18 protein-coding genes and 2 tRNA genes are annotated in these 22,343 nt (G+C 63.1%); 8 read left to right on the top strand and 12 right to left on the bottom strand.

The window, feature by feature from the left end; genetic code table 11:
• Window positions 1-64 precede the first annotated feature (64 nt).
• The gene (locus tag NCS02_RS08460; protein ID WP_034473185.1) at window positions 65-724 is read left to right on the top strand and encodes an amino acid ABC transporter permease; all 660 of its coding nucleotides are present in this window, start codon (window positions 65-67) and stop codon (window positions 722-724) included.
• Window positions 725-759: 35 nt separating this feature from the next.
• Here NCS02_RS08460 and NCS02_RS08465 read toward each other — a convergent pair whose 3' ends face one another.
• The 4 genes from NCS02_RS08465 to NCS02_RS08480 form a co-directional block, all read right to left on the bottom strand.
• Window positions 760-1,752, bottom strand: coding sequence for a Gfo/Idh/MocA family protein (locus NCS02_RS08465; protein WP_250519558.1), 993 nt, complete (start codon window positions 1,750-1,752; stop codon window positions 760-762).
• Between the two features lie 146 nt (window positions 1,753-1,898).
• Window positions 1,899-2,651: a FadR/GntR family transcriptional regulator gene (locus tag NCS02_RS08470; protein WP_008349281.1), complete on the bottom strand. Its 753-nt coding sequence runs from the start codon at window positions 2,649-2,651 to the stop codon at window positions 1,899-1,901.
• Window positions 2,652-3,134: 483 nt separating this feature from the next.
• Window positions 3,135-4,286 (bottom strand): glycosyltransferase family 4 protein, encoded by a 1,152-nt coding sequence (locus tag NCS02_RS08475; RefSeq protein WP_008349279.1) that lies wholly within the window; start codon window positions 4,284-4,286, stop codon window positions 3,135-3,137.
• A 232-nt stretch (window positions 4,287-4,518) separates the two neighbouring features.
• Window positions 4,519-5,052 carry a GNAT family N-acetyltransferase gene (locus NCS02_RS08480; RefSeq protein ID WP_008349278.1) on the bottom strand — a complete coding sequence of 178 codons (534 nt, stop codon included), beginning with the start codon at window positions 5,050-5,052 and terminating at the stop codon, window positions 4,519-4,521.
• Between the two features lie 378 nt (window positions 5,053-5,430).
• On the opposite strand from NCS02_RS08480, the gene NCS02_RS08485 reads away from it, so the two are divergent.
• The 3 genes from NCS02_RS08485 (at window position 5,431) to NCS02_RS08495 (ending at window position 9,678) form a co-directional block, all read left to right on the top strand.
• Window positions 5,431-6,459, top strand: coding sequence for a DUF1839 family protein (locus NCS02_RS08485; protein WP_502800867.1), 1,029 nt, complete (start codon window positions 5,431-5,433; stop codon window positions 6,457-6,459).
• A gap of 1,017 nt (window positions 6,460-7,476) precedes the next feature.
• Entirely contained in the window at window positions 7,477-8,223 is a 747-nt protein-coding gene (locus tag NCS02_RS08490; protein ID WP_008349275.1) for a Crp/Fnr family transcriptional regulator, read from the top strand.
• A gap of 33 nt (window positions 8,224-8,256) precedes the next feature.
• Complete coding sequence (locus NCS02_RS08495) at window positions 8,257-9,678, top strand: undecaprenyl-phosphate glucose phosphotransferase (protein ID WP_033536392.1); 1,422 nt, start codon at window positions 8,257-8,259, stop codon at window positions 9,676-9,678.
• Window positions 9,679-9,747: 69 nt separating this feature from the next.
• Here NCS02_RS08495 and rpiA read toward each other — a convergent pair whose 3' ends face one another.
• From rpiA to rnr, 6 genes are all read right to left on the bottom strand, one after another.
• Window positions 9,748-10,437 (bottom strand): ribose-5-phosphate isomerase RpiA, encoded by a 690-nt coding sequence (gene rpiA / locus NCS02_RS08500; RefSeq protein WP_008349271.1) that lies wholly within the window; start codon window positions 10,435-10,437, stop codon window positions 9,748-9,750.
• A 66-nt stretch (window positions 10,438-10,503) separates the two neighbouring features.
• Window positions 10,504-10,899, bottom strand: coding sequence for a SirB2 family protein (locus tag NCS02_RS08505; RefSeq protein WP_250519559.1), 396 nt, complete (start codon window positions 10,897-10,899; stop codon window positions 10,504-10,506).
• The gene (locus tag NCS02_RS08510) at window positions 10,896-11,732 is read right to left on the bottom strand and encodes an N-acetylmuramoyl-L-alanine amidase (RefSeq protein ID WP_250522973.1); all 837 of its coding nucleotides are present in this window, start codon (window positions 11,730-11,732) and stop codon (window positions 10,896-10,898) included. Before NCS02_RS08510 ends, NCS02_RS08505 begins: the two co-directional genes overlap by 4 nt.
• Complete coding sequence (locus NCS02_RS08515) at window positions 11,729-12,628, bottom strand: HNH endonuclease (protein ID WP_250519561.1); 900 nt, start codon at window positions 12,626-12,628, stop codon at window positions 11,729-11,731. Before NCS02_RS08515 ends, NCS02_RS08510 begins: the two co-directional genes overlap by 4 nt.
• Before the next feature lie 22 nt (window positions 12,629-12,650).
• Complete coding sequence (gene rlmB, locus NCS02_RS08520; RefSeq protein WP_008349264.1) at window positions 12,651-13,394, bottom strand: 23S rRNA (guanosine(2251)-2'-O)-methyltransferase RlmB; 744 nt, start codon at window positions 13,392-13,394, stop codon at window positions 12,651-12,653.
• Window positions 13,395-13,497: 103 nt separating this feature from the next.
• Window positions 13,498-15,960 carry a ribonuclease R gene (rnr, locus tag NCS02_RS08525; RefSeq protein ID WP_008349262.1) on the bottom strand — a complete coding sequence of 821 codons (2,463 nt, stop codon included), beginning with the start codon at window positions 15,958-15,960 and terminating at the stop codon, window positions 13,498-13,500.
• A gap of 280 nt (window positions 15,961-16,240) precedes the next feature.
• Here rnr and NCS02_RS08530 point away from each other — a divergent pair.
• Window positions 16,241-16,327, top strand: a tRNA-Leu gene (locus tag NCS02_RS08530).
• A gap of 137 nt (window positions 16,328-16,464) precedes the next feature.
• A tRNA-Leu gene (locus tag NCS02_RS08535) sits at window positions 16,465-16,551 on the top strand.
• Window positions 16,552-16,887: 336 nt separating this feature from the next.
• Here NCS02_RS08535 and NCS02_RS36445 read toward each other — a convergent pair.
• Together NCS02_RS36445 and NCS02_RS08545 are read right to left on the bottom strand one after the other, a co-directional pair.
• The gene (locus NCS02_RS36445) at window positions 16,888-17,319 is read right to left on the bottom strand and encodes a helix-turn-helix domain-containing protein (RefSeq protein ID WP_144403701.1); all 432 of its coding nucleotides are present in this window, start codon (window positions 17,317-17,319) and stop codon (window positions 16,888-16,890) included.
• A gap of 263 nt (window positions 17,320-17,582) precedes the next feature.
• Complete coding sequence (locus NCS02_RS08545; RefSeq protein ID WP_250434848.1) at window positions 17,583-18,011, bottom strand: hypothetical protein; 429 nt, start codon at window positions 18,009-18,011, stop codon at window positions 17,583-17,585.
• Window positions 18,012-18,367: 356 nt separating this feature from the next.
• Between NCS02_RS08545 and NCS02_RS08550 the strand changes: the two genes are divergently transcribed.
• A complete protein-coding gene (locus tag NCS02_RS08550) occupies window positions 18,368-20,860 on the top strand; it encodes an acyl-CoA dehydrogenase (protein ID WP_250519563.1) in 2,493 nt (830 codons plus the stop codon).
• 54 nt (window positions 20,861-20,914) lie between these two features.
• The gene (locus NCS02_RS08555) at window positions 20,915-22,342 is read left to right on the top strand and encodes a 3-oxoacyl-ACP reductase (RefSeq protein ID WP_250519564.1); all 1,428 of its coding nucleotides are present in this window, start codon (window positions 20,915-20,917) and stop codon (window positions 22,340-22,342) included.
• Window position 22,343 lies beyond the last annotated feature (1 nt).

The following is a 22,343-nucleotide window of genomic DNA, read 5'->3' on the forward strand; positions in this document are numbered from 1 at the left end:
GGCTCGGTTTAATATGTGCCGGTTTGTTTCACTTCAGCACCGTTTCAGTCAACGCGTCTCTTAAATGTCCACGACATCCCTGCTCGTTCAATCGGCGCCCGTGCTGGCGCAAGGCGCGCTGCTGACGATCAAGTTCGCGCTCTACTCGATGTTCTTCGGCCTCATCGCGGCCGTCGTACTGGCGTTGATGGGCATCAGCCAGAACCGCGCGCTCGTCGCGATCGGACGCTGCTATGTCAGCGTGATGCGCGGCACGCCGCTGCTCGTGCAGATCTTCGTCATCTACTACGGCCTGCCGAGCCTCGGCATCTCCCTCGAACCGACGCCCGCGGGCGTGATCGCGCTGTCGGCGAACGTGGCCGCGTATCTCTCGGAAAGCATGCGCGGCGCGATTCTCGGCATCCACGCCGGGCAGTGGCTCGCGTCTTATAGCCTCGGACTGTCGCGCGCGCAGACGCTGCGTTACGTGATCGGGCCGCAGGCACTGCGCATCGCGGTGCCGAGCCTGTCGAACAGTCTCATCAGTCTGATCAAGGACACATCGCTCGTGTCGGTCATCACGGTGACCGAACTGTTGCGCAGCGCGCAGGAAGTGATCGCGGCGACCTATCAGCCGTTGCCGCTTTATCTCGCGGCGGCGTTCGTCTACTGGATTCTTTGCAGCGTGCTCGAATTCGTGCAGCGGATTTTCGAGCGGCGTCTCGCGCTGCCGGGGCGGCACTGATCGCAAACAGGCCGCTGAAAAGCGGCTTTTTCGCATTAGTCGGTTTCGAACGGAAACCTGAGATTCAAATCGCGCCGCGCGGCGTCGATGATCGCGATCATCCGCATCGACGTTGCGTGCGGCATGACCGGGCTCTCGGTTTCGCCGGCGCGCAGCAGCTCGCAGAAATGCGCGGTTTCGTAGTTGAGGCCGCCGCCCGAGAACGGCTCGTCGAGTTCGGCCTTTCTTCCGTCCGTATAAGCGATCGTCGCGCGCGATGGATTCCACCAGTTCTCGTGGATCGTCACCGTGCCGAGCGTGCCGCCGATGAGCGCATCGCCGCGGCCTTGCAGATCGAGTCCGCAGAACAGTTGCGCGATGCCGCGTTCGTGGCGCACGTTCAGGCTCGCGAAGACGTCGACGCCGGTCGCGCCGAGCCGTCCGATGGTCTGCACGTCGAGCGCCTCGCCGAGCCAGTCGACCGCGAGAAACGCCTCGTAAATGCCGATATCGAGCAGCGCGCCGCCGCCCGCGTCCAGCGAGAACGACGGATGATCGAGCGGCACGTTCGCCATCGAGCAGCCGGCCCGAACGAGACCGATTTCACCGATCGGATCGCTTTGCAAATGCTCGCGCAAGCGGCGATACAGCGGATAGAACGGCGGCTTCATCGCTTCCATGAACAACACGTTCGCCGCGCGCGCCGCGTCGATCATGCGTTGCAGCTCGCGCGCATTCACGGCTGCGGGCTTTTCGCACAACACGGGCTTGCCCGCCGCGAACGCGCGCAACGCGTACGCCGGATGGCTGTCCTGCAAGGTCGCGATGTAGAGCGCGTCGATGTTGGCGAGCAGCGCGTCGAAATCGGTGAATGCGCGGGCATCGAATGCATCGGCCAATGCGCGCGCCGGTTCTTCGCGGCGCGACCACGCGCCCGCGAGCCGCGCGCCTTCGACGTGCGTGAGACTGTCGGCGAAGCGCCGCGCGATGCGTCCCGCGCCGACGATGCCCCAGCGGATCGTCTTTTCATCGATATTCGTATTGCTCAAGCCTGCCTCCGTGCGCCAGATTCGTCGTGCGACGCATTGTGCCTGATTGCGTCGCATGACGACTGCGCGCGGCGGGCTCAGACGGCAAAAAGCCGGGACATGTCCCGGCTCCATACATTCGATCGTCCGATGCGTTCGAGGACGCGCTACGCACCCGCGGACGCGTTCACGTTCGGCGACGCAGGCTGACTGTTCACGCGCTCCAGCGAGAACGCGCGCCCGACTTCTTCCGCGGCCAGGTCGACGAGCGCGCGCGTCGCGGCTTCGGCGGCGGCGGGATCTTTCGCCTCGATCGCCTCGACGACGCTCTTCTGCGCCGCGAGCGTCGCTTCGCGCACGGACTCGATGCCGTCGACGATCGGATTGACCGTCACCAGCGCGCCGCGCACGATCGCCGTCATCTGACGAAAGAACTGGTTGCCGCTCGCCGCGACGATGCGCGTATGCAGCACTTCGTCAGCCGCCTGATATTCCGGCTCGCCGACCTGCAGACGCGACAGCGTGTCGAATGCATCGCGAATCCCGGCGATTTCGTCGGGCGTCGCGCGCGCGGCGGCGAGCGCTGCGGCGCGCGGCTCGATCAGCATGCGGAATTCGATTACATCGCGTAAAAACGTCTGATCCGGCTTGGCGCGAAAACGCCAGCTCACCACGTCCTCGTCGATGAGACGCCAGTCGCTCATCGGACGAATGCGCGTGCCGGTTTTCGGCCGCACGTCCAGCATGTGCCGCGCGAGCAGCATCGAGAGCGCCTCGCGCATGACGGTGCGGCTCACGTCGAACTCCTTCGAGAGGATGTCCTGCGGTGGCAGTATCGCGCCATATTTTTGCTCGACGATCCCTGAGACGAGTCCGTCCATGACCTTCGCCACCAGCGATCGCTCTTTGTTGTCATCCATCTCGCTTCTCCCCTTCTCGCCTGTTCCGTAGCCGTGTGTATGAGCGCATCGCTTTCGCTTCCCGGGCTGCGAAAGGCACGACGGGTTCCCGACAGGTCCATTCGTCGTGCTTGATACGTTGCGTCTTCGTTGCTTCGAATGCCAGTTGGGAATTTCCTGACAGGGTAATCCCTCTGGCTTCGACGTCACTGTTTCGTTTTTTACTTCTTACCGCTTCACGTGCATCTCTTGCGCTCGCGCCGCGCGCGCGCAGGCATTCATCAGGGAAACTGAAGAATGGCTGCGTCGCGTCGCGGCGTGTGCGTTCTTTCGCGGCCCGCTGTTGCCATCGGACCGATCATGCACCCATTTGAGCAAGCATCTCGTAGGCTTTCTGTGCGAACGCGAACGGAAGCCGGCTCGCTTTTGCCTTTTGTATGATCGGATGGTTTGGACGAAAGTACCGTGGCGCGGTGCAAGCGGGGCGATTTGTCAGCCCTATGCTTAAATCGCGCCATCTGTCGTTCGGGGTGTGCGCGCGTCGAGATCGATCTGCCGGCGCTTCAATGCTTCGCGCTCCGTAAGCGCTTGCTGATACACCGCGAGGTACTCGTCGCAGACTCTTTCGACGGAAAGCTGGTGCAGGCCGTGACGCGCGCGCGCCGCCAGTTGCCCACGCGCCTGCCGGTCGAGCAGAAGCCAGCGCAGTTTTGCCGCTGCCTGCCCGATGTCGCCGGCGGGCACGAGCAGACCCGCAGCGCCGTCGTCGAGCATTTCGGGGATACCGCCCACGCGCGTCGCGACGATCGCGCAGCCGGCCTCGCGCGCCTCCGCGATCACGAGCGGACTCGGGTCCTGGCGCGAGAGCAGCGCGAATACATCGGCGCTCGCGAAATACGGCCGCGTATCGGCGACGAAACCCGTGAAGTGCGCGTTCTCCGCGATGCCGAGCTCGGCTGCCAGCGCTTCCATCGATCCGCGATCGGGGCCTTCGCCGACGAGATACAGATGCGGCTCCGCCATGAATTCGCGCTCGCTCGCGGACTGCTCGCGCACCTGCGCGAACGCCTGCAGAAGATCCGCAATCCCTTTCCTGCGATACATCCCCGCCACGCAGACGATATTCGGATGCTTGAGCCGCACCGGCTTCGCGGGCGGCCGCGTGATGAGCCGCGGCGCGCCGACGGCGCCGTTGAGCACGGTCGACAACCGCGCCGGCCCGATGCCGCGCGCCTCCAGATCGAGCGCCAGCGCGCGGCTCACGGCCACCATGCGATCGCCCGCGCGCACCAGCGCCGCGCTTTTCTGCAGTTCGTGATGCACCGTGGTGACGAGCGCGAAGCGCCGCCGCATGCTGCCGAAACGCGAAATGAGCGCGCCGGTCATCATGTGCGCGTGCACGATGTCGGGATCGAAACGATCGATGAGACGATTGAATCCCGCGATCATCGACGGCACGCGCCACGGTTGCCGCGACTGCTGCAGCGAAACATGCGTGATGCCGTGGCGACGCAAAAGCGGCTCGAAGCCGCCGCCCGACGATGCGACCACGACGTCCTGCCCCATGCGCGCCTGCATGCAGGCGAGATCGACCATCATGTTGACGGTGCCGTTGCCGATCGTCTGCGCGTGATTGGCGAGATGGACTATTCGCATGAGATAGGCTGTTTGTGCGCTCGCCGGCCCATGCCGGCGGCGTCGATCTTATTGTTTCGAGGACGCGTCTCGAAGCGGCCTGCGCCGCGCCGATCGCGTTGTTATCGCGTTGTTATCGCTTTGTTATTGCCTCGATGCCCGGACGGTCCACGCCTTCGATGCTGCTGACTGCCGCGTTGGTTCTTTCGCCGCGCGCGCGGTTGCGGCGCACGCTGCGCGTCTCTGGTGGCGCTTACAGCAACTCGTACGTCGTGGCGTTGTCGCTCGCGGCGAACGGAGCCTTGCTCGCGCCCGATGCTTCGCGCGATTGCCGGCCCTTTCTCGTCAGACCGATGTACGGCATGCCGTGCTCGAGAAACGGCCCTTCGGTCTTGCGAAAGCCGAACGCCTCGTAGAAACCGCGCAGGCTCACCGGCGCGGTCAGCCGCACGCGGCGGCCGGGCCAACGCTCGGCGGTCACCGCGAGCACGCGTTCGATCAGTGCGTGCGCGGTGCCGTCGCCGCGACGCAGCGGGCTCGTCAAGATCTTGTCCACCACGACTTCCGGATCATCCGCGTCGCCCTCGTTGATGCGTGCATAGGCGAGCACGGGCATCGAACGGCTCATGTCCTCGGCGGCGAATACGTGCGTGCCGGTTTCATCGCGACCATCCGGGTCGAGATGGACATGCGACTGTTCGACGACGAACACCGCACTGCGCGCGCGCAAAATCAGATAAAGCTCCCGCGCAGTGAGTTGTTCGAAATCCAGCGTTTTCCAGTTCATCGATTATCTCCATGCTTTACCGGCAATTACCGGCGTTGCGACGATTGAACGTTACGTGCCGACCCGCCTGAATTCAGTGCGCCATCGCACCGACCCATGACGCGCGCGCCTTTCAAATAAGCTCGACCACACGCACAAAGGCGTCCCGGGGAAAAAAGACGCCTTTCCGACGATCAATGCGACCGCGCTACAGCCCGGGTTGCGGGCTGCCGCGCGCGCGTCGCATGGCGTCGATAGCACTCGCGTAATACGGCACCTTCATGGGAAAATCACAATGCATACCGCCATCGAACGCGATAGAGACGCACGATTAAAAGCACATTCGCTCCATTGCGCACGCGGTATCGAACGCCGGCCTTTCCGGCCCGAGGTCACGGCATGAGCGCGTTCCATACGAGCGGTGTGACGGATTCAGGAGCAAGTCGTTCCCGCGTCGTGTCACTCGATCCCTTGCGCATGCGTGCGCGGCGGCATCACGCGCACGCGCTGCATCGCGGCGAGCGCATCTGGCGTGAAGCGGTCGCGCCCGTCGATCTGTGGATCGAAATTCTGCACGGCGACGGGCTCGAACCGCGCGCTGCGCTCGCGTTCGCCGTCGCTCAGGACTTCGAAGCCGATCAGTTCACGCTCGGCAAGCTGCCGTTCGAAGACATCGAAAAACTCTACGGCCTGCAAGTGCAGGAGCTTTCCGTGTTCGATTCGCTCGAAGAGCGCGCGCTCGTGCAGACGCGCCGCGCGAATATCGTCCTCGTCGAAGTCGATGCGTTCTATCTGCCGGACACGCGCACTGCTTCGTATCGCCGCGAACATGCGAAGACGACCATCGGCATCGATGTGATCGATCGCGATGCGCGGCGTCTCGGCTACTTTCATCACACGGGTTATCACCTTCTCGACGGCGAAGACTACGACGGCGTGCTGCGCTCGAATGCGACGCCCGAGCCGGCGCTTTTTCCGCACGTCGAGTTTGTCAAGCGCGTGCGCGAGCCGCTGTCGGGCACGCCGCTCGCGGAAGTATCGGCGGATCTGCTGTGCGCGCATCTGTTGCGGCGTCCGATGCACAATCCGATCACGCGTTGGCGCGCGGCGTTTCCCGAGCATCTCGATACGATGATTGCGCGCGGCGAATCGTATGCGCGTCATTACGCCTTCAACGTGATGAGGCAACTCGGCGCGAACTTCGAATTGCTCGCGCATTATCTGCAGTGGATGCGCGAACAAGGCTTCGACATTCCCGTGCAGACGTATGCGGGCGCGCGCAAGATCGCGAGCGAAACCATGGTGATGCAGTGCCGCCTCGCGCGCGCCCTTTCGCGCGGACGACGAGAGCTTTGCGAGACATCGTTCGACGTGATCGAGGATGCGTACGAACGCGTGATTCCTCCGCTTGCGGACATCGTGTGCTGAACGTTGATGTCGAACCGCGATTCGCACGCGCTTTCATCTCGGCAGGGACTGTTTAAAAGGACACATTTCAACCCTTGTTTCAAGGGTTTTTTCACTCGCTTACGTTCGCGTCTTATGCGGGTTTTTATGACCTCGTGATGTCGCCGCGAGAATTTCTTCGCACCGGTTTCTCCGCGTTAATGAGTTCCGCATGAGATTGTCCTCGATGAAACATTTCAGGGCATCGCGTGCACGACTGAAATGCGCTGCGCCCGACCATGAATCCGATAAATGACGCGCAAACGTTTCACGACGGCTAGTCGCGTGCCGAACTCGCGAGAGGGCCGCTACAAGGCCTATGTGGGCTACTCCTCGCCGAAAGCCGCGCTACAGAGGCGCTTATGCGCGAGGAATCGCACACGCAGATTTCACTTCGTGCAACGGGCGCAACGTTTCCGCTTCACGCAACGCCGCGCGGAAGACTTTTCCCGATGCCGGCAAAGCCTTATCCGCCAAGGCTTCGTGGGGAATCAAGCAGCGCTCGGATAAACACGCGTTCGCCAGCCCACGGAGCCGATGGAACACGGATGAATCATTTTCGATTGTCCCTACGAAAGAAGGTGGTATGTCGAAGGGATGTCGACCCGTGAGGCCTGTCGCACCGTGGTCAAAAAATCCTCAACCGCCATTCGAGGGGTATGCGCTGATGAAACTCATCGGGGCACGCACGTATTCCTAAGACCACCGATGTTCAAGACTGAAACAAAAACGCAGCGCTGCGCTGCATCACAAAAAGTGCACGAGTTATGAGGCCCCGCCAGCATTGCGATTGCCCGCATTGGCACAGTCCTCGCTAATAGAAGCACGCAACCCAGACCAGTGCGATCAACCAAAAGCAATTCAAGTACGAAACGGGCGGCTACGGGGCTGATGTCATCCTTCCTCGAGGAACCGGCGCAAGCGGCAATCTTCGAAAACGGTCACATCAGTAAATAAAAATTGAAGCGCAACGCGCGAAAGTTACGAGAGAGAACAATCATGCTGACCCTCCAGTCCGACCTGCACGGCAATCATCTGCTTGGCGCGCTTCCTGCGCACGAATGGCAGGCGCTCACGCCGCATCTCGAACTCGTGCAATTGCGCACCGAGCAACTGCTGTGCGACTCCGGCCAACGGATTCACCACGTCTACTTCCCGACGACGGCGATCATCTCGCTGCTGCACACGATGGAAGACGGCGGTTCGGTCGAGATTGCCGCGGTGGGACGCGAAGGCATGACTGGCGTGCCGGTTCTGACCGGCGGCGAAACGATGCCGACCCGCGTGCAGGTGCAATGCCCGGGCTTCGCGTATCGCATGAGCGCGCAAGCGTTGCGCGAGCAGTTCGGCCGCTCGGACTTCCTGCGCCGCCTGATGCTGCTCTATATGCAGGCGCTGCTCACGCAGGTCGCGCAGACGGCGGCATGCAACCGGCATCACTCGCTGAACAAGCAACTTTGCCGCTGGCTGCTGATCGAAATCGATCGCACGGCGTCGAACGAATTGCAGGTCACGCAGCAACTGATCGCGGACATGCTGGGCGTGCGCCGCGAAGGCGTGACCGAAGCGGCGGGCAAGCTTCACGACGCGGGTCTCATTCATCACAGCCGCGGCTGCATCAAGGTCGTGGATCGCGAGGGTCTGGAAGCACGCGCATGCGAGTGCTACGGGCTCGTCAAGCGGGAGTTCGACCGACTACTTCCGCGTCTTCGTGCAACCGAGGCGATATCGGCCTCAAGTGTCTAACGGCTAGGATTAATGCAAGAAAAAAACCTCGATCTGTTCTCATGGCTGGCGCGTGTTCTGGATGTCTGTCTCATCATCGCGGGCGGATTGATCGCGCATGACGTACGCTTTTCGTCGCTGGATTTCGTCAGCGATATCGAAAGGCTTCTGATCGCGTTCAACTCCGCACTCGCCCTCCTGCTCTTCCCTGCTTTCGGCGTGTATGAAACCTGGCGCGGCAAGCCGTTCGCCATGATGCTGGCGCGCGTCACTTTGGCGTGGATGGCGGTCGTCGCGGGCGCCCTGCTGCTCGCCTTCACGCTACATCGCATGGATACGGTGTCGCGACTCTGGTTCGCGTATTCGACGCTCATTTCCGGCGCGCTCATCATCGCTTCGAAGCTGATCGTGTACTCGGCCTTGCGCCTGATGCGCGGCCGCGGCCTGAATCAGCGCACCGTGGCGATCGTCGGCGCGCAGGGTTTCTCGCGGACCTTGCTCGCGCACCTGTGCAGCACGCCCGAACAGGGCTTTACTCCGGTGTGCATTCTCGATACGACCGGCGACGAGGAACTGCACGCGAGCGGCATCAGCGGCATGCCCACGCCGACGACCGCGATCGGCATGGGCGGCAATCGTTTGCCGGTGCTGAACGATTTCGACGAACTCGTCGAAAAGGTGCGCGCCGAGGAAATCAACGAAGTGTGGCTCGCGCTGCCGCTGTCGCAGGAGCACACGATCTACCGCTTCGTGCATGCGCTGCGGCACGATTTCGTGAATCTGCGGCTGATTCCGGACACGCGCAGCATTTCGCTCTTCAATCATTCGATGACGGATGTCGCCGGGCTCGCGACCATCAACCTGACGACGTCTCCGATCAGCACGCTGCAGATGTGGCCGAAGATGCTCTTCGACCGACTGTTCGCGGCGGCCGCGCTGCTCGCGCTCTCGCCGCTGATGATCGCGATCGCGATCGCCGTGAAGACGACCTCGAAGGGTCCGGTGTTCTTCACACAGCATCGCAAGGGCGCGGACGGACGGCCGTTTCGCATCTACAAGTTCCGTTCGATGGGCGTGCATCGCGAGCACGGTCGAGTGACGCAGGCGACGCGCAACGATCCGCGCGTGACGAAGGTCGGCGCGTTCCTGCGGCGCACGAGCCTCGACGAGCTGCCGCAGTTCCTGAACGTGCTGTTCGGGCATATGTCGGTGGTCGGTCCGCGCCCGCACGCGATCGAGCACGACGATCTGTACAAGGATCTCGTCTACGGCTACATGTTCCGCTACCGCATCAAGCCCGGCATTACCGGCTGGGCGCAGGTGAACGGCTATCGCGGCGCGACGGAAAAGGTCGAGAAGATGCAAAGCCGCGTGAAGTTCGACCTCTTCTACATTCACAACTGGTCGTTCTGGTTCGACATCAAGATCGTCGCGATGACGATGTTCAAGGGATTCATCGGACGCAACGCGTATTGAACGGCGTAAAAACGCGAAAGGCCCGGCGATTTTCGGATCGCCGGGCCTTTCGCTTGGTGCGCGCGTGACTTACTTGTAGTCGATGCGCTCGACGCCGTTCTCCGTGCCGAGCAGACAGATATTCGCGCCGCGCGCCGCGAACAGACCGACCGTCACGACGCCCGGCCAGGCGTTGATCTGCGCTTCGAGCGCACGCGGATCGGTGATCGACAGGCCCTTCACGTCGAGGATTTCGTTGCCGTTGTCCGTGATGAACGGCGAGCCGTCCTTCGTCACGCGCACGATCGGCACGCCGCCGAGCGCCGCGAGCTTGCGGCCGATCGCCGTGCGCGCCATCGGCACGACTTCGACGGGCAGCGGGAACGTGCCCATCACCGGGACGCGCTTGCTCGCGTCGGCGATGCACACGAACACGTCCGCCACCGACGCGACGATTTTCTCGCGCGTGAGCGCGCCGCCGCCGCCCTTGATCATCGCGCCGCTCGCGTCGATTTCATCGGCGCCGTCGACGTAAATGGAGAGCGTCTCGATGTCGTTCAGATCGAACACCTTGAAACCGTGCGATTCGAGCCGCGCCGTGGTCGCGAGCGAACTCGACACCGCGCCGCGATAACGCGCCTTGGACTTCGCGATGGCGTCGATGAAGCAGTTCGCCGTCGATCCGGTGCCGACGCCGATGATCGCGCCTTCCGGCACGTTCGCGTTCACGTAGTCGGCGGCGGCCTGACCGACCAGTTGCTTGAGTTCGTCTTGAGTCATGGGAGCGGTGCTGCTGTATCGGTGAAAACTGAGATTTTATCGGAGCGCGGGCGACGGCCTCGCGGATCATGCCAACGCGTGCAGGAAGCCGAGCGGATCGTGCGTGCGCGCCACCGACGCGATGAACGCGAACGCGACGATCGCCAGCACGCCATAAACGGCGCGCGCGCCCTTCGTGCGGCCGCGCTTGAGCGCGAACGTGCCGAGCACGATATAGACGACGAGCCCCGCGATTTTCGCGCCGAGCCACGCAGCGTTCGCCGAAAAGCCGATGATCGCGACCAGCGCGATGGCGCTCGCGAGCAAAAGCGTATCGACGATATGCGGCAGGATTTTCGTCGCGCGCGCGGCGAGGAGGCGCGAATTCGTCAGCATCCAGATCCAGCGCAGCACGAATCCGGCGATGGAAAGGCCGGCGCATGTCATGTGGATCGCGCGCAGTGTCGGAAACCAGTCGTTCATTGTGGGAAGTATTTATCGAGCAGGGCCTGGGCGATCGCGTCGCTTTCTGCATCCGCGTTGCCCGCGTGATCCGACGGGCGAAAGTGCATCTGAAACGCGCTGAAGACGCGGCGGGTTTTGGCGTCGAGCACGCCGTCGGTCGCGACTTCGTAGCCGTAGCGCTTCAGCTTTTCCTGCAGCGCGCGCACGTCCGATGGCGCCTTCGGATCGCGGCCCGCGAGATGCGTGGCAACAGCCGCGTCGTCGGGCCATGCGCCCACGCCGGCGTCGTATAGCGCATGCCACGGGAAAAGCGGACCCGGATCGACCTTGCGTTGCGGCGCGATGTCGCTATGGCCGACGACGCGCGTCGGCGGCATGTGGTAGCGCGCGACGATATCGCGGGAGAGCTTGATGAGCGCATCGACTTGCGCGGGCGGATACGGCTGCCATTTTCCATCGCTCAGCGGGCCGATCGGACCCAGATTCACGTTCTCGATGCCGATAGACGACGCGTTCAGCTCCGTCGCGCCCTGCCACGAGCTCACGCCGGCGTGCCAGGCGCGCTTGTCTTCCGGCACCAGTTGATAGACGACCGGCTCGCCTTTCTCGATGCGCGGGGCGTCGGGGACGACGTAGTGCACGCTGACTTCATCGCCGGTCAGGACGGCGAGCGATCCCGCTTCGTCGATCTCCGTGTAGTGCATCACGAGGAAACGGATGCGGGAATCGGCGTTCTTCGCGTGGTACTGCGTGTCGGCGATGTAGGTGGTGCGGTCTTGCATCGCGGTGCAGGCGGTGAGCAGGCATGCGGAGATTGCTGCGACCATGCCCAAAAACTTCGTGCTCGTCATGATCGCTTTTCCCATAGGGAGCGCACTAACATCCAGTGCGTGTGAAGCGCTTCGCTACTCGGCCGGTGTTTGGGATCCTTCGGCAGGCGAAGCACACGTCCCGCCAACCAGCCATACTCGCTATCCGCGAGTTCCGGTGCAACTGACACGGCATGAGTCGCGGGATGGATCGCGATCAGCGCACGGTCATAGAGCGTGTGCAGATCGGCGCGCAGCAGCAGCCCGTTTTCCACGACGTTCGTGTCTTCGCCCATATAGCGGCAGATGTGGGCGGCCTCGAGAACTTCCTCGACCGGACAGCCGCTCAGTACACAACGGCGTTCATATGCTTCAAGCAGTCTCCTACGGAACGCAGGTTGGCCCTGGCGCATGACAATGGCGGCGAACGTCTTCTTGCGCGCATCTTCGATGCTCGCGGGATCGAAAACACCGCTTGCTTCGAGTCGCGCTTCCGCTTCGGATTCGGCTTCCAGTTCGGCTTGAACCTGAGTTCGGTCCGCGCGTCGAAGCGTGAAACTCGCCGGCAACGCGCCCTCATGCGAGACGTAGTCGAACAAGCCTTCGAATTTGAACCCGGCGCCCGCGAACTCGTACTTTTTTGTGCGATAGAACACCAGCAGTTCCAAATCGCGCGCTCGATGTTCAGCGATCAAAGCGTCGGTGCGCCCGGCGTTCTGTCCTTGCCAGTGCAAGATGTCGCCCTCGAGTGCATCGACATATTGAACTCGGTCCGGCGTTTTGGATCCCGTGACGAACAGCAGAACCGAATCGAAGCCTGCAGGACGAAATACGCCTGTGTTGATCGTCGCGTCCTGCGTATCGAGGATGCCCTTCAACTGCTCGCGGGTGTACACGCTTCCGACCGCGATCAGATCACTAAGTCGCTTCAAAGCCATGAATGACGTTGGACGCTGACCCTTACTTCTTCACCGCCCGCTGCCTCACCGCCTCAAACAAACAAACCCCCGACGCCACCGACACATTCAAACTCTCGACCGTCCCCGCCATCGGGATATTCATGATTTCGTCGCACGTCTCGCGGGTCAGGCGACGCATGCCCTCGCCCTCCGCACCGACGACGATCGCCACCGGACCATCCAGCTTGGTCTCGTAAAGCGATGCCGTCGCCTCGCCCGCCGTGCCGATCACCCAGACGCCCGCCTCCTTGAGTTCGCGCAGCGCGCGCGCCAGATTCGTCACGGTGATATACGGCACGCTCTCCGCCGCGCCGCTCGCCACCTTCGCCGCCGTCGCGTTCAGGCCCGCCGAGCGATCGCGCGGCGCGATCACCGCATGCGCGCCGGCCGCATCCGCGACGCGCAGACACGCGCCGAGATTATGCGGATCGGTGACGCCGTCGAGCACCAGCAGCAAAGGCGTGCCCGAAATGCCATCGAGCAGTTCGGCCAGATTCTGCGCGAGCGGCAGATCGTGCGCGCGCGCCACCACGCCCTGATGCTGGACGTTGCCCGACAGCCCCCAGAGACGCGCTTCATCGGCCGCGATCAGCCGCACGCCCGCTTCCTTCGCGGTCCGCAGAAAGTCCTGCATGCGCCGATCCTTGCGCGTGGGGTCGTACAGCACCTCCTCGATCGACGATGCATCCGCGCGCAAACGTGCGGTCACTGCGTGAAATCCGTATAGAACCTTGAGACGTGACATGACTGATCCGAACCTTCGGTGAAAACTTGAAAAGCACGACGCGGTCCGAAGCACGAAGCATCGGACCGCGCGTATTCGATGGCGGCTGTATTGACGCGCCGCCCTAACGTTTCTTGCGCGCCGGCCGTCCCTGCGATGCCGACTTTGACGCCGCTCCGCGCTTCTTCGCCGCGCCGCCGCGCGGACTCGCCGCAAGCGACGCGCCCTTCTTCGTGCCGCCGCGCGCGCGCGTGCTCGGGGCGTCGTCGTCGCCGAACGGACGGATACGCGGTCCCGCGCCGATGCCGGCAGCCGCTGCATCGCTCGCACCGGTCGACGGACGCGGCGACGGCGGCTTCACCGGCGTATCGCGAACCAGCCGGAAATCGATCTTGCGCGCATCGAGATCGACGCGGCTCACCTGCACGCGCACGCGATCGGACATCCGGTAGCGAATGCCCGTGCGCTCGCCGCGCAGTTCGTTCTTGATCTCGTCGTACTGGAAATAGTCCGAGCCGAGCTCGGTCACATGCACGAGTCCTTCGATGAAGAGCGAATCCAGTTGCACGAAAATGCCGAACGACGTCACGCCGTTCACCATGCCGCCGTATTCCTCGCCGAGCTTGTCGCGCATGAAGTAGCACTTGAGCCACGCTTCGACGTCGCGCGAGGCTTCGTCGGCGCGACGCTCGTTCGACGAGCAATGCAGCCCGAGCTCTTCCCAGATCGCGACGCTGTTGCGAGCGCGGCCACGCGCGGAGTCGTCGGCCTTCTGCAGTTCGCGCGCGGCTTTCGTGAGGCCCGTGCTCAGGAAAACATCGTGACCGACGTCCGGCAGATACTTCTTGCCCTGCAAGATCGCGTAGATCGCGCGATGCGTGAGCAAGTCGGGATAGCGCCGGATCGGACTCGTGAAGTGCGCGTACGCCTCATAAGCGAGGCCGAAATGGCCGATGTTGTCCGGGCTATAGACGGCCTGCTGCATCGAACGCAGCACCATCGATTGCAGCATCTGCGCGTCGGGCCGGTCGCGAATCTGCGCGATGAGGGCGGCGTAATCGCTCGCGTGCGGCTTGTCGCCGCCGGTGAGCGTCAAGCCGACGCCGCGCAGGAACGCGCGCAGGTTTTCGAGCTTCTCTTCCGTCGGCCCCGCGTGCACGCGATACAAACCGGGATGCTTGTTGCGCTTCAGAAAGTCGGCCGCGCAGACGTTCGCGGCCAGCATGCATTCCTCGATCAGCCGATGCGCGTCGTTGCGATGACGCGGCACGATCTGCTCGATCTTGCCCTGCGAGTTCACGACGATATACGTCTCGGTCGTATCGAAGTCGATGGCGCCGCGCTTCTGGCGCGCGGCATGCAGCGACTTGTAGACGCCGTAGAGGTTCTGCAGCTGCGGCAGGATATCGGCGCGCTTCGCCGCTTCCGGACCCTTCGTGTTGGTGAGCACGGCCGCGACTTCGGTGTATGTCAGGCGCGCCGCCGAGTGCATCACGCCGGGATAAAACTGATACGCCTTGATCTCGCCGCGCGCGGTAATGACCATGTCGCACACGAGCACGCAGCGATCGACATCGGGGTTTAGCGAGCACAGGCCGTTCGACAGCTTCTCCGGCAGCATCGGAATCACGCGGCGCGGGAAATACACCGACGTGCTGCGATCGAGCGCATCGATATCGAGCGCTTCGTTCGGACGCACGTAATGCGATACGTCCGCGATCGCGACCAGCAGACGAAAACCCTGACCACGTCCGACGGCGACCGGCTCGCAATACACGGCGTCGTCGAAATCGCGCGCATCTTCGCCGTCGATGGTGACGAGCGGCACGTCGCGCAGATCGACGCGATGACGGATATCCGCCGCGCGCACTTCGTCGGGCAGCTTGGCGGCGGCGGCGAGCGCGGCGTCGCTGAATTCGTGCGGCACGCCGTACTTGCGCACCGCGATTTCGATTTCCATGCCGGGATCGTCGATATCGCCGATCACTTCGACCACGCGTCCGAGCGGCTGCGAATGGCGGCTCGGGAAATCCGTCAGATCGACGGACACGACCTGCCCGACCTTCGCCTTCTTCGGATTTTGCGTGATGAGGATGTCATGCCCGATGCGCTTGTCTTCGGGCACGAGAATCAGCGCGCCGTTCTCGTTGACGAGGCGCCCGATGACGCGCTTGTTGGCGCGATCCGTGACCTCGACGATGTGCCCTTCCGGCCGTCCGCGCCGGTCATAACCGACGATGCGCGCGAGCACGCGATCGTTGTGCATGACCTTCTGCATTTCGCCATTGGGGAGGAAGAGATCGTCCTGGCCGTCATCGCGGATCAGAAAGCCGAAGCCGTCGCGATGCCCCTGCACGCGCCCCGCAACAAAATTCGACGGATGCGTGAGTTGATAGTGGCCGCGCTTGTCGAGGCGGATTTGCCCGTCGCGTTCCATGGCCGCCAGTCGCTTGAAAAATCCTTCGCGCTCCTGGCGCTTGATCGACAACGCTTCGGCGATGTCGTTCGCGGCATGCGGTGTCTCGCTCGTGCGCAGCACGCCGAGAATTTCTTCGCGGCTCGGAATCGGATACGGATATTTGCTCAAGGGCGTAGTCGTGTTTTTTCTCGTTGGACGGGACTTTTGCGGTGCTTTGCAACCAATAATGCGGTCATCGTTGCGGGTCATTCTAACACCCGTCTTCTAAGCGCCACGGGCGCGAGACGCCGACGCGGCGCGCTTCGCGGCTCGTTACAGGCATCGCATCGAAACGCTTGACAGATGCGTCAGGCTCGCTATAATTGCGTTCTCTGCTGCTGAACACTCATTCGAACAATCAGTCGAACGATCAGTAAAGCGCAGCAGATTTGAAGTAACACGCACCCTTGCCCAGGTGGCGGAATTGGTAGACGCACTAGGTTCAGGTCCTAGCGGTGGCAACACCGTGGAGGTTCGAGTCCTCTCTTGGGCACCAGATGTTTGAAAAAGCCACCTTCGGGTGGCTTTTTCTTTTTATGCGGAGACCGTGTTTTTGTCGTAGACGAGTCGTATGACTTTTCGATTGACACGGCGCCCGTTCCCGCTAGAATAGCGGGCTTGCTGTACCCCTTGGCCCAGGTGGCGGAATTGGTAGACGCACTAGGTTCAGGTCCTAGCGGTGGCAACACCGTGGAGGTTCGAGTCCTCTCCTGGGCACCAAGGTCCCTCTTTCGCGAGACGCTCGTTCGAGCGCATCGCACGCAAAAACCCCGCGCATCGTCGCGGGGTTTTTTGTTTTCCGCCTTCGCTTTCCGCCTTCACTTTCCGTTCGCAATTCCGTTTCCGATTCGGTCCCCGGATGTCGAATTGAAATCGAAACGAATCTGCGTTCGCCGATTCATATTCGTGCGAACACTGCGACGCGCCAGTGCTCGCGGCGTTCACTTTCTTCAGCCGCGAGCGCAGGGGCGTCGATATGACCCGCTTTGCGCAAGAAGCCGGCGCGACGGATAGCTGCGCTTCTCCGCCACCCGGCTCGCGTCCGACGCGCCTCGCTTATCGCGCTTCGTCGCCCCGAAAGGCAAGCATCCGCAGCAGCGAATTCGTGTTCTGCGGGCGCAATGCGACGAGGCCGTGCAGTTCCCTGCGATAGCGATAAGCCGTCGTCACCGACAAGTTGACCTCGCGCGAAACCTCGACGACCGGCGCGCCATCGTGCAGCAATGCCAGCGCCTGGAATTTCCTCTTGAAGTCGACGCGTCCTCGGACGCCGCCGCCCGGCGACGCCTCGACGACCCGAAACTCCTTGCGCAATTTCCTGGGCGCAGAGCAGTCCAGCGATATGGACCGATAGCTATAGCCGTCCGTGCCGTTGCTGAAGAGATAGAGCTTGCTGTCGAAAACGTAGCTCCGATCGATCGGCGCGGTCTCTCTGTACAGCGAGTTTATTTTTAGCTCGACTCGGTAAACACATTTATTTAGGAACACTTACTCTCCTGTTGCCGATTGTTAACGGCAGGTGATTGCTGCCTACAGGAGACGACTGTAGTTTGCGATCGTCGTGCGCGGGTCTGCAAACCCGATCACGGCATTCCTACGCGTCCTGGCTTCGCCTGAGCGGAGTCAGGACCGATACTCGCTCGCACCCCTCGACCAGGGCAATCGCGGTGCGAGTTCTCGATATTTTTAGCTCGTTTCACCGCCATCCCCACCAGATGTTTCCGAATTGGCGCTGCCGACGTTCCCACGAGCTAGACATCTCCGTTTCCCTCGAACGGCAGCGGGGGAATCAGTTGCAATCGGCTACCGCAATCGATGACGCCGACGGCAAAATGCCAGACAACGAGCAATAGATTCATCATTGCTTCGGACAGACCGAGTTCGCGCCTGATAGCCTGAATCGGCACGTCCCGCTGCAGAAAAACGAAGGCCAGATACGTGGCAAGCAGTGTCGGCTCACCTCGACTATTCCGATACACGCCATCTCCCTTTCGCATGGTCGACTTCCGCACGTTATTGAGCAGTTCCAGATCCAGCGGCACACGCAGATAACTGACCTCGCCACTGCAACGGGCCAGCAAATACAGCACATCCCCCGTAAGCAGCATCCAGTCAGAAACACCGATGTCATCAGGAACGGCGCCCATGCTTAGCCTGACTAAGTGATCTCTCGTCTCCATTTCCAAATATGCTCCTATGGCCACCGTACGCGTGGCAGGTGGTCACACTAGAAGCCCTCCGATGTGACCTGCTGTGGCGCATCCCGCGAAGAACGACCCACAGCCCCTTTGACGCCCCGCGTACTGCGGGGTGTCAAGAATCCAATCGCTTTAATTTTGTTTAGTAAATCGAACTAATCATTCGATTTTGTCGGTGCTAATGCGAAACAAAAGCATAACGCCCGAGTCTCGAATCCTTGAAGTGGACACATCCTAAAGAATGAGACTTCCGAATTAGAGTTCTAATCGGTCGTTATGCTCTTGTTTATTCTGTGGCATGGTGTGTGCTCCGAGTGTTCAAATACCGGAGATTCGTGATGCCTGCCCTGTATGTCATCGCTTTCCTCCTGCTCGCCGGCACGCTCGCCTTCCTGCAAGCGCCGGCGCTCGCATGGCTCGCCGGGTTCGCGGTCTGGGTCGCCGCCGGCGCGCTGACCGGTTTGACGGGCCCGCTCGGCGCGACGCTGCTCGCGATCGTCTTCGTGCTTCCCGCGCTCGCGCTCACGCTGACACCGCTGCGTCGCGCGCTCGTCAGCCGCCGTGTAATCGCCGTGTTTCGCAAGATCCTGCCGGAGATGTCGTCGACGGAGCGTGACGCCATCGAAGCCGGCACGGTCTGGTGGGACGCCGAGCTTTTCTCGGGCCGCCCGCGATGGGACCGCCTGCTCGTACACGGCACGCCGAAGCTCACGCAGGAAGAGCAAAGCTTCATCGACAACGAATGCGCGCGTCTGTGCGACCTGTCGAACGACTGGGATACGACCGCCATCTGGCAAGACTTGTCGCCAGAAGCGTGGGCTTACCTCAAGGAACAGGGCTTTCTGGGCATGATCATTCCGAAGCGCTATGGCGGAAAGGCTTTCTCCGCGTACGCGCACTCGCAGGTCATCATGAAGCTCGCGACGCATTCGTCGGCGGCGGCCGTATCGGTGATGGTGCCCAATTCGCTCGGTCCCGCCGAGCTGCTTCTGCACTACGGCACCGAGGAACAAAAAGATCACTATCTGCCGCGGCTCGCGCGCGGCGATGAAATTCCGTGCTTCGCGCTGACCAGCCCATACGCCGGATCGGATGCCGCGGCGATCCCGGATATCGGCATCGTGTGTCGCGGCGTGCATGAGGGCCGCGAGACGCTCGGATTTCGCGTCACGTGGGAAAAGCGCTACATCACGCTCGGTCCGATCGCGACCGTGCTCGGCCTCGCCTTTCGCGCGCTCGATCCCGATCACCTGCTCGGCGACGACGACGCGCCCGGCATCACCTGCGCGCTCATTCCGACGAACCATCCCGGCGTGAACATCGGACGGCGGCACTGGCCGCTCAACGCCGTGTTCCAGAACGGCCCGAACTGGGGTAAGGACGTGTTCATCCCGATGGACTGGGTCATCGGCGGACGCGCGCAAGTGGGTAACGGCTGGCGCATGCTGATGGAATGCCTCGCCGCCGGCCGCGCGATCTCGCTGCCTTCGTCGAACGTCGGCATGGCGAAGCTCGCGGTGCGCGGCACCGGCGCGTATGCCGCCGCGCGCCGTCAGTTCCGCACGCCGATCGGCCGCTTCGAAGGCATACAGGAAGCGCTCGGGCGCATGGGCGGCAATCTCTATGTGATGGACGCGGCGCGGCGTCTTTCCGCGCAGGCCGTCGATCTCGGCGAGAAGCCGTCCGTCATCTCGGCGATCGCGAAGTATCACATCACCGAACGCGCGCGCAAGGTCATCAACGACGGCATGGATGTCGTCGCGGGCAAGGGCATCTGCATGGGACCGTCGAATTTTCTGGCGCGGGCGTATCAGCAGATGCCGATCTCGATCACCGTCGAAGGCGCGAATATCCTGACGCGCTGTCTCATCATCTTCGGACAGGGCGCGATCCGGTGTCACCCCTACGTGCTGAAGGAAATGGCAGCGACGCGCGACAACGATCTGCGCGCGTTCGACGCCGCGTTCTTCGGACACGCGGCGTTTCTGGCATCGAACGCGATGCGCGCCTTCGTGTACGCATGCGGCGGCGGCGTGTCCGTCGCGAAGCCCGCGCGCGCCGATGCGCGTCTCGTGCCGTACTATCGCGCGGCCACGCGTCTGTCGAGCGCGTTCGCGTTGTTCGCCGATGTGTCGATGCTCACGCTCGGCGGCGAGCTGAAACGCCGCGAACGTCTTTCGGCGCGTCTCGGCGACATCCTCTCGCAGTTGTATCTGCTCTCCGCGACGCTCAAGCGTTTCGAGGACGATGGCCGCCCTGAAAGCGATCTGCCGCTCGTGCGCTGGGGCGCCGAAGACGCGCTTTATCAGGCGCGCGCCGCGTTCGAGGGCTTGCTCGCGAACTATCCGAACCGCGCGGCGGCGGCGTTTCTGCGCATCGTCGCGTTCCCGTTCGGCTTGCCGCACGCCCCTAGCGTCGATGCGCTCGGCAACGACATCGCGATGCTGATGCAAGCACCCGGCGACGCGCGCGAGCGCCTCGTCGCAGGCTCGCACGTTTCGGCGCTCGAAGACGATCCGATCGCGCGCGGCGAAAAGCTGCTCGCGCTCACGCCTGCCGTCGCGGCGCTAGAGGCGCGTCTGCGCGACGCCGTCAAGGCGGGCGCCGCCGCCCCGCTGCCGCAAAGCCCGCACGACATCGAAGCCTGGTCGCAGACGGCGGCGGCGCGCGGTCTCATCGACGAAAACGAACGCGCGCTGCTCGCCGAATGGGCCGCTCATGCGAAGGAAGCGGTGAAAGTCGATGATTTTTCCGCAGACTTCGGTATCCTCGAAGCATTGCAAAAGCGCAGCGCGGCGCTCGAGCGGCACTTGCCCGAAGCCATTGCCTGAAGCATTCAGGACCAAAGGCACCGCCCCGCGCGCCCGACGACCGATCGACAATCGATGAAAGACCGCTATCTCGACTTCGTCAATTCGCCCTTCGGCACGAGCATTGCACGCTCGCTCGGCCTTCCGCGTCCCGAGGTTTTGCGCCGCCATCGCGCGGATCAGGCCGAATTCGGCGGCATGGCCGCCATCGGCGCGGGGCCGTCGCCCGCGCTCTTCGACGATCTGATGGCCGTGCTGTCGGCGATCGGCATGACGGGCATCGCGCACGAAAGCGCGTCCGGCTGGCTGCCGGTCGCCGCGCGGCACGGCGCGATGAGCGGCCGCTTCGAGCCGCGCTCGCGCGACGCTTCCGCGACCGACCGCGTCGAGGCGCTGATTTTCGATGCGACCGGCATCGGCGACAGCGCGCAACTCCATTCGCTCTACGCGTTCTTCCACGATGCGCTGCGTTCGCTCGCGAAGAACGGGCGCATCGTCGTGCTCGGGCGTCCGCACGCCACGCGCTCGAGCGTCCGCGCCGCGACCGCGCAGCATGCGCTCGAAGGCATGGTCCGCTCGCTCGGCAAGGAAGCGCGCAACGGCATTACGTCGAATCTGCTGCGCGCAGCCGATGGCGCGGATGTCGAGTCGGCGCTGCGCTTTTTCCTTTCGCCACGCTCGGCGTATGTCTCGGGCCAAGTCGTGACCATCGATGCGCCCGCCGACGCGCCGCCAAGCTGGGCCAAGCCGCTCGCCGGCAAACGCGCGCTCGTGACGGGCGCGGCGCGCGGCATCGGCGCGTCGATCGCGGCGGTGCTGGCCGAGCACGGCGCGATCGTCACCGGGCTCGATATCGACGCCGCCCGCGATGCGCTCGATCAGACCATGCTCGCGATCGAAGACGCGTCGCCGGCATCGGGCGCGCACGCGGCGCTCGTCGCGGATATCGCCGCGCCCGAAGCGCCCGCCGAAATCGCGGCGGCGCTGGCTGCGTCGGGCGGCATCGATATCGTCGTGCATAACGCGGGCATCACGCGCGACAAGACCATCGCGCGCATGACCGCCGACATGTGGGACAGCGTCATCGACATCAATCTGCTCGCGCAGGAACGCATCGACGACGTGCTGCTCGCGCAGAACGTGTTGCGCGCGGGCGGGCGCATCGTCGCGGTGTCGTCGATCAGCGGCATCGCGGGCAATCGCGGGCAGACCAATTACGCGACGTCGAAAGCCGGCGTGATCGGCCGCGTGCACGCGATGGCGCCGTTGCTGCGCGAGCGCGGCATCACGATCAACGCGGTCGCGCCGGGCTTCATCGAAACGCATATGACCGCGCGTATGCCCTTTGGCGTGCGCGAGGCCGGCAGACGCCTCAATTCGATGGGACAAGGCGGCTTGCCCGTCGATGTCGCCGAGACCGTCGCGTGGCTCGCGAGTCCGGGCAGCGCGGGCATCACGGGCAACGTGGTGCGCGTGTGCGGCCAGAGCCTGATCGGCGCGTGAG

The sequence above is a fragment of the Caballeronia sp. NCF2 genome, assembly GCF_023631205.1.
Classification (GTDB): Bacteria; Pseudomonadota; Gammaproteobacteria; order Burkholderiales; family Burkholderiaceae; genus Caballeronia; species Caballeronia zhejiangensis.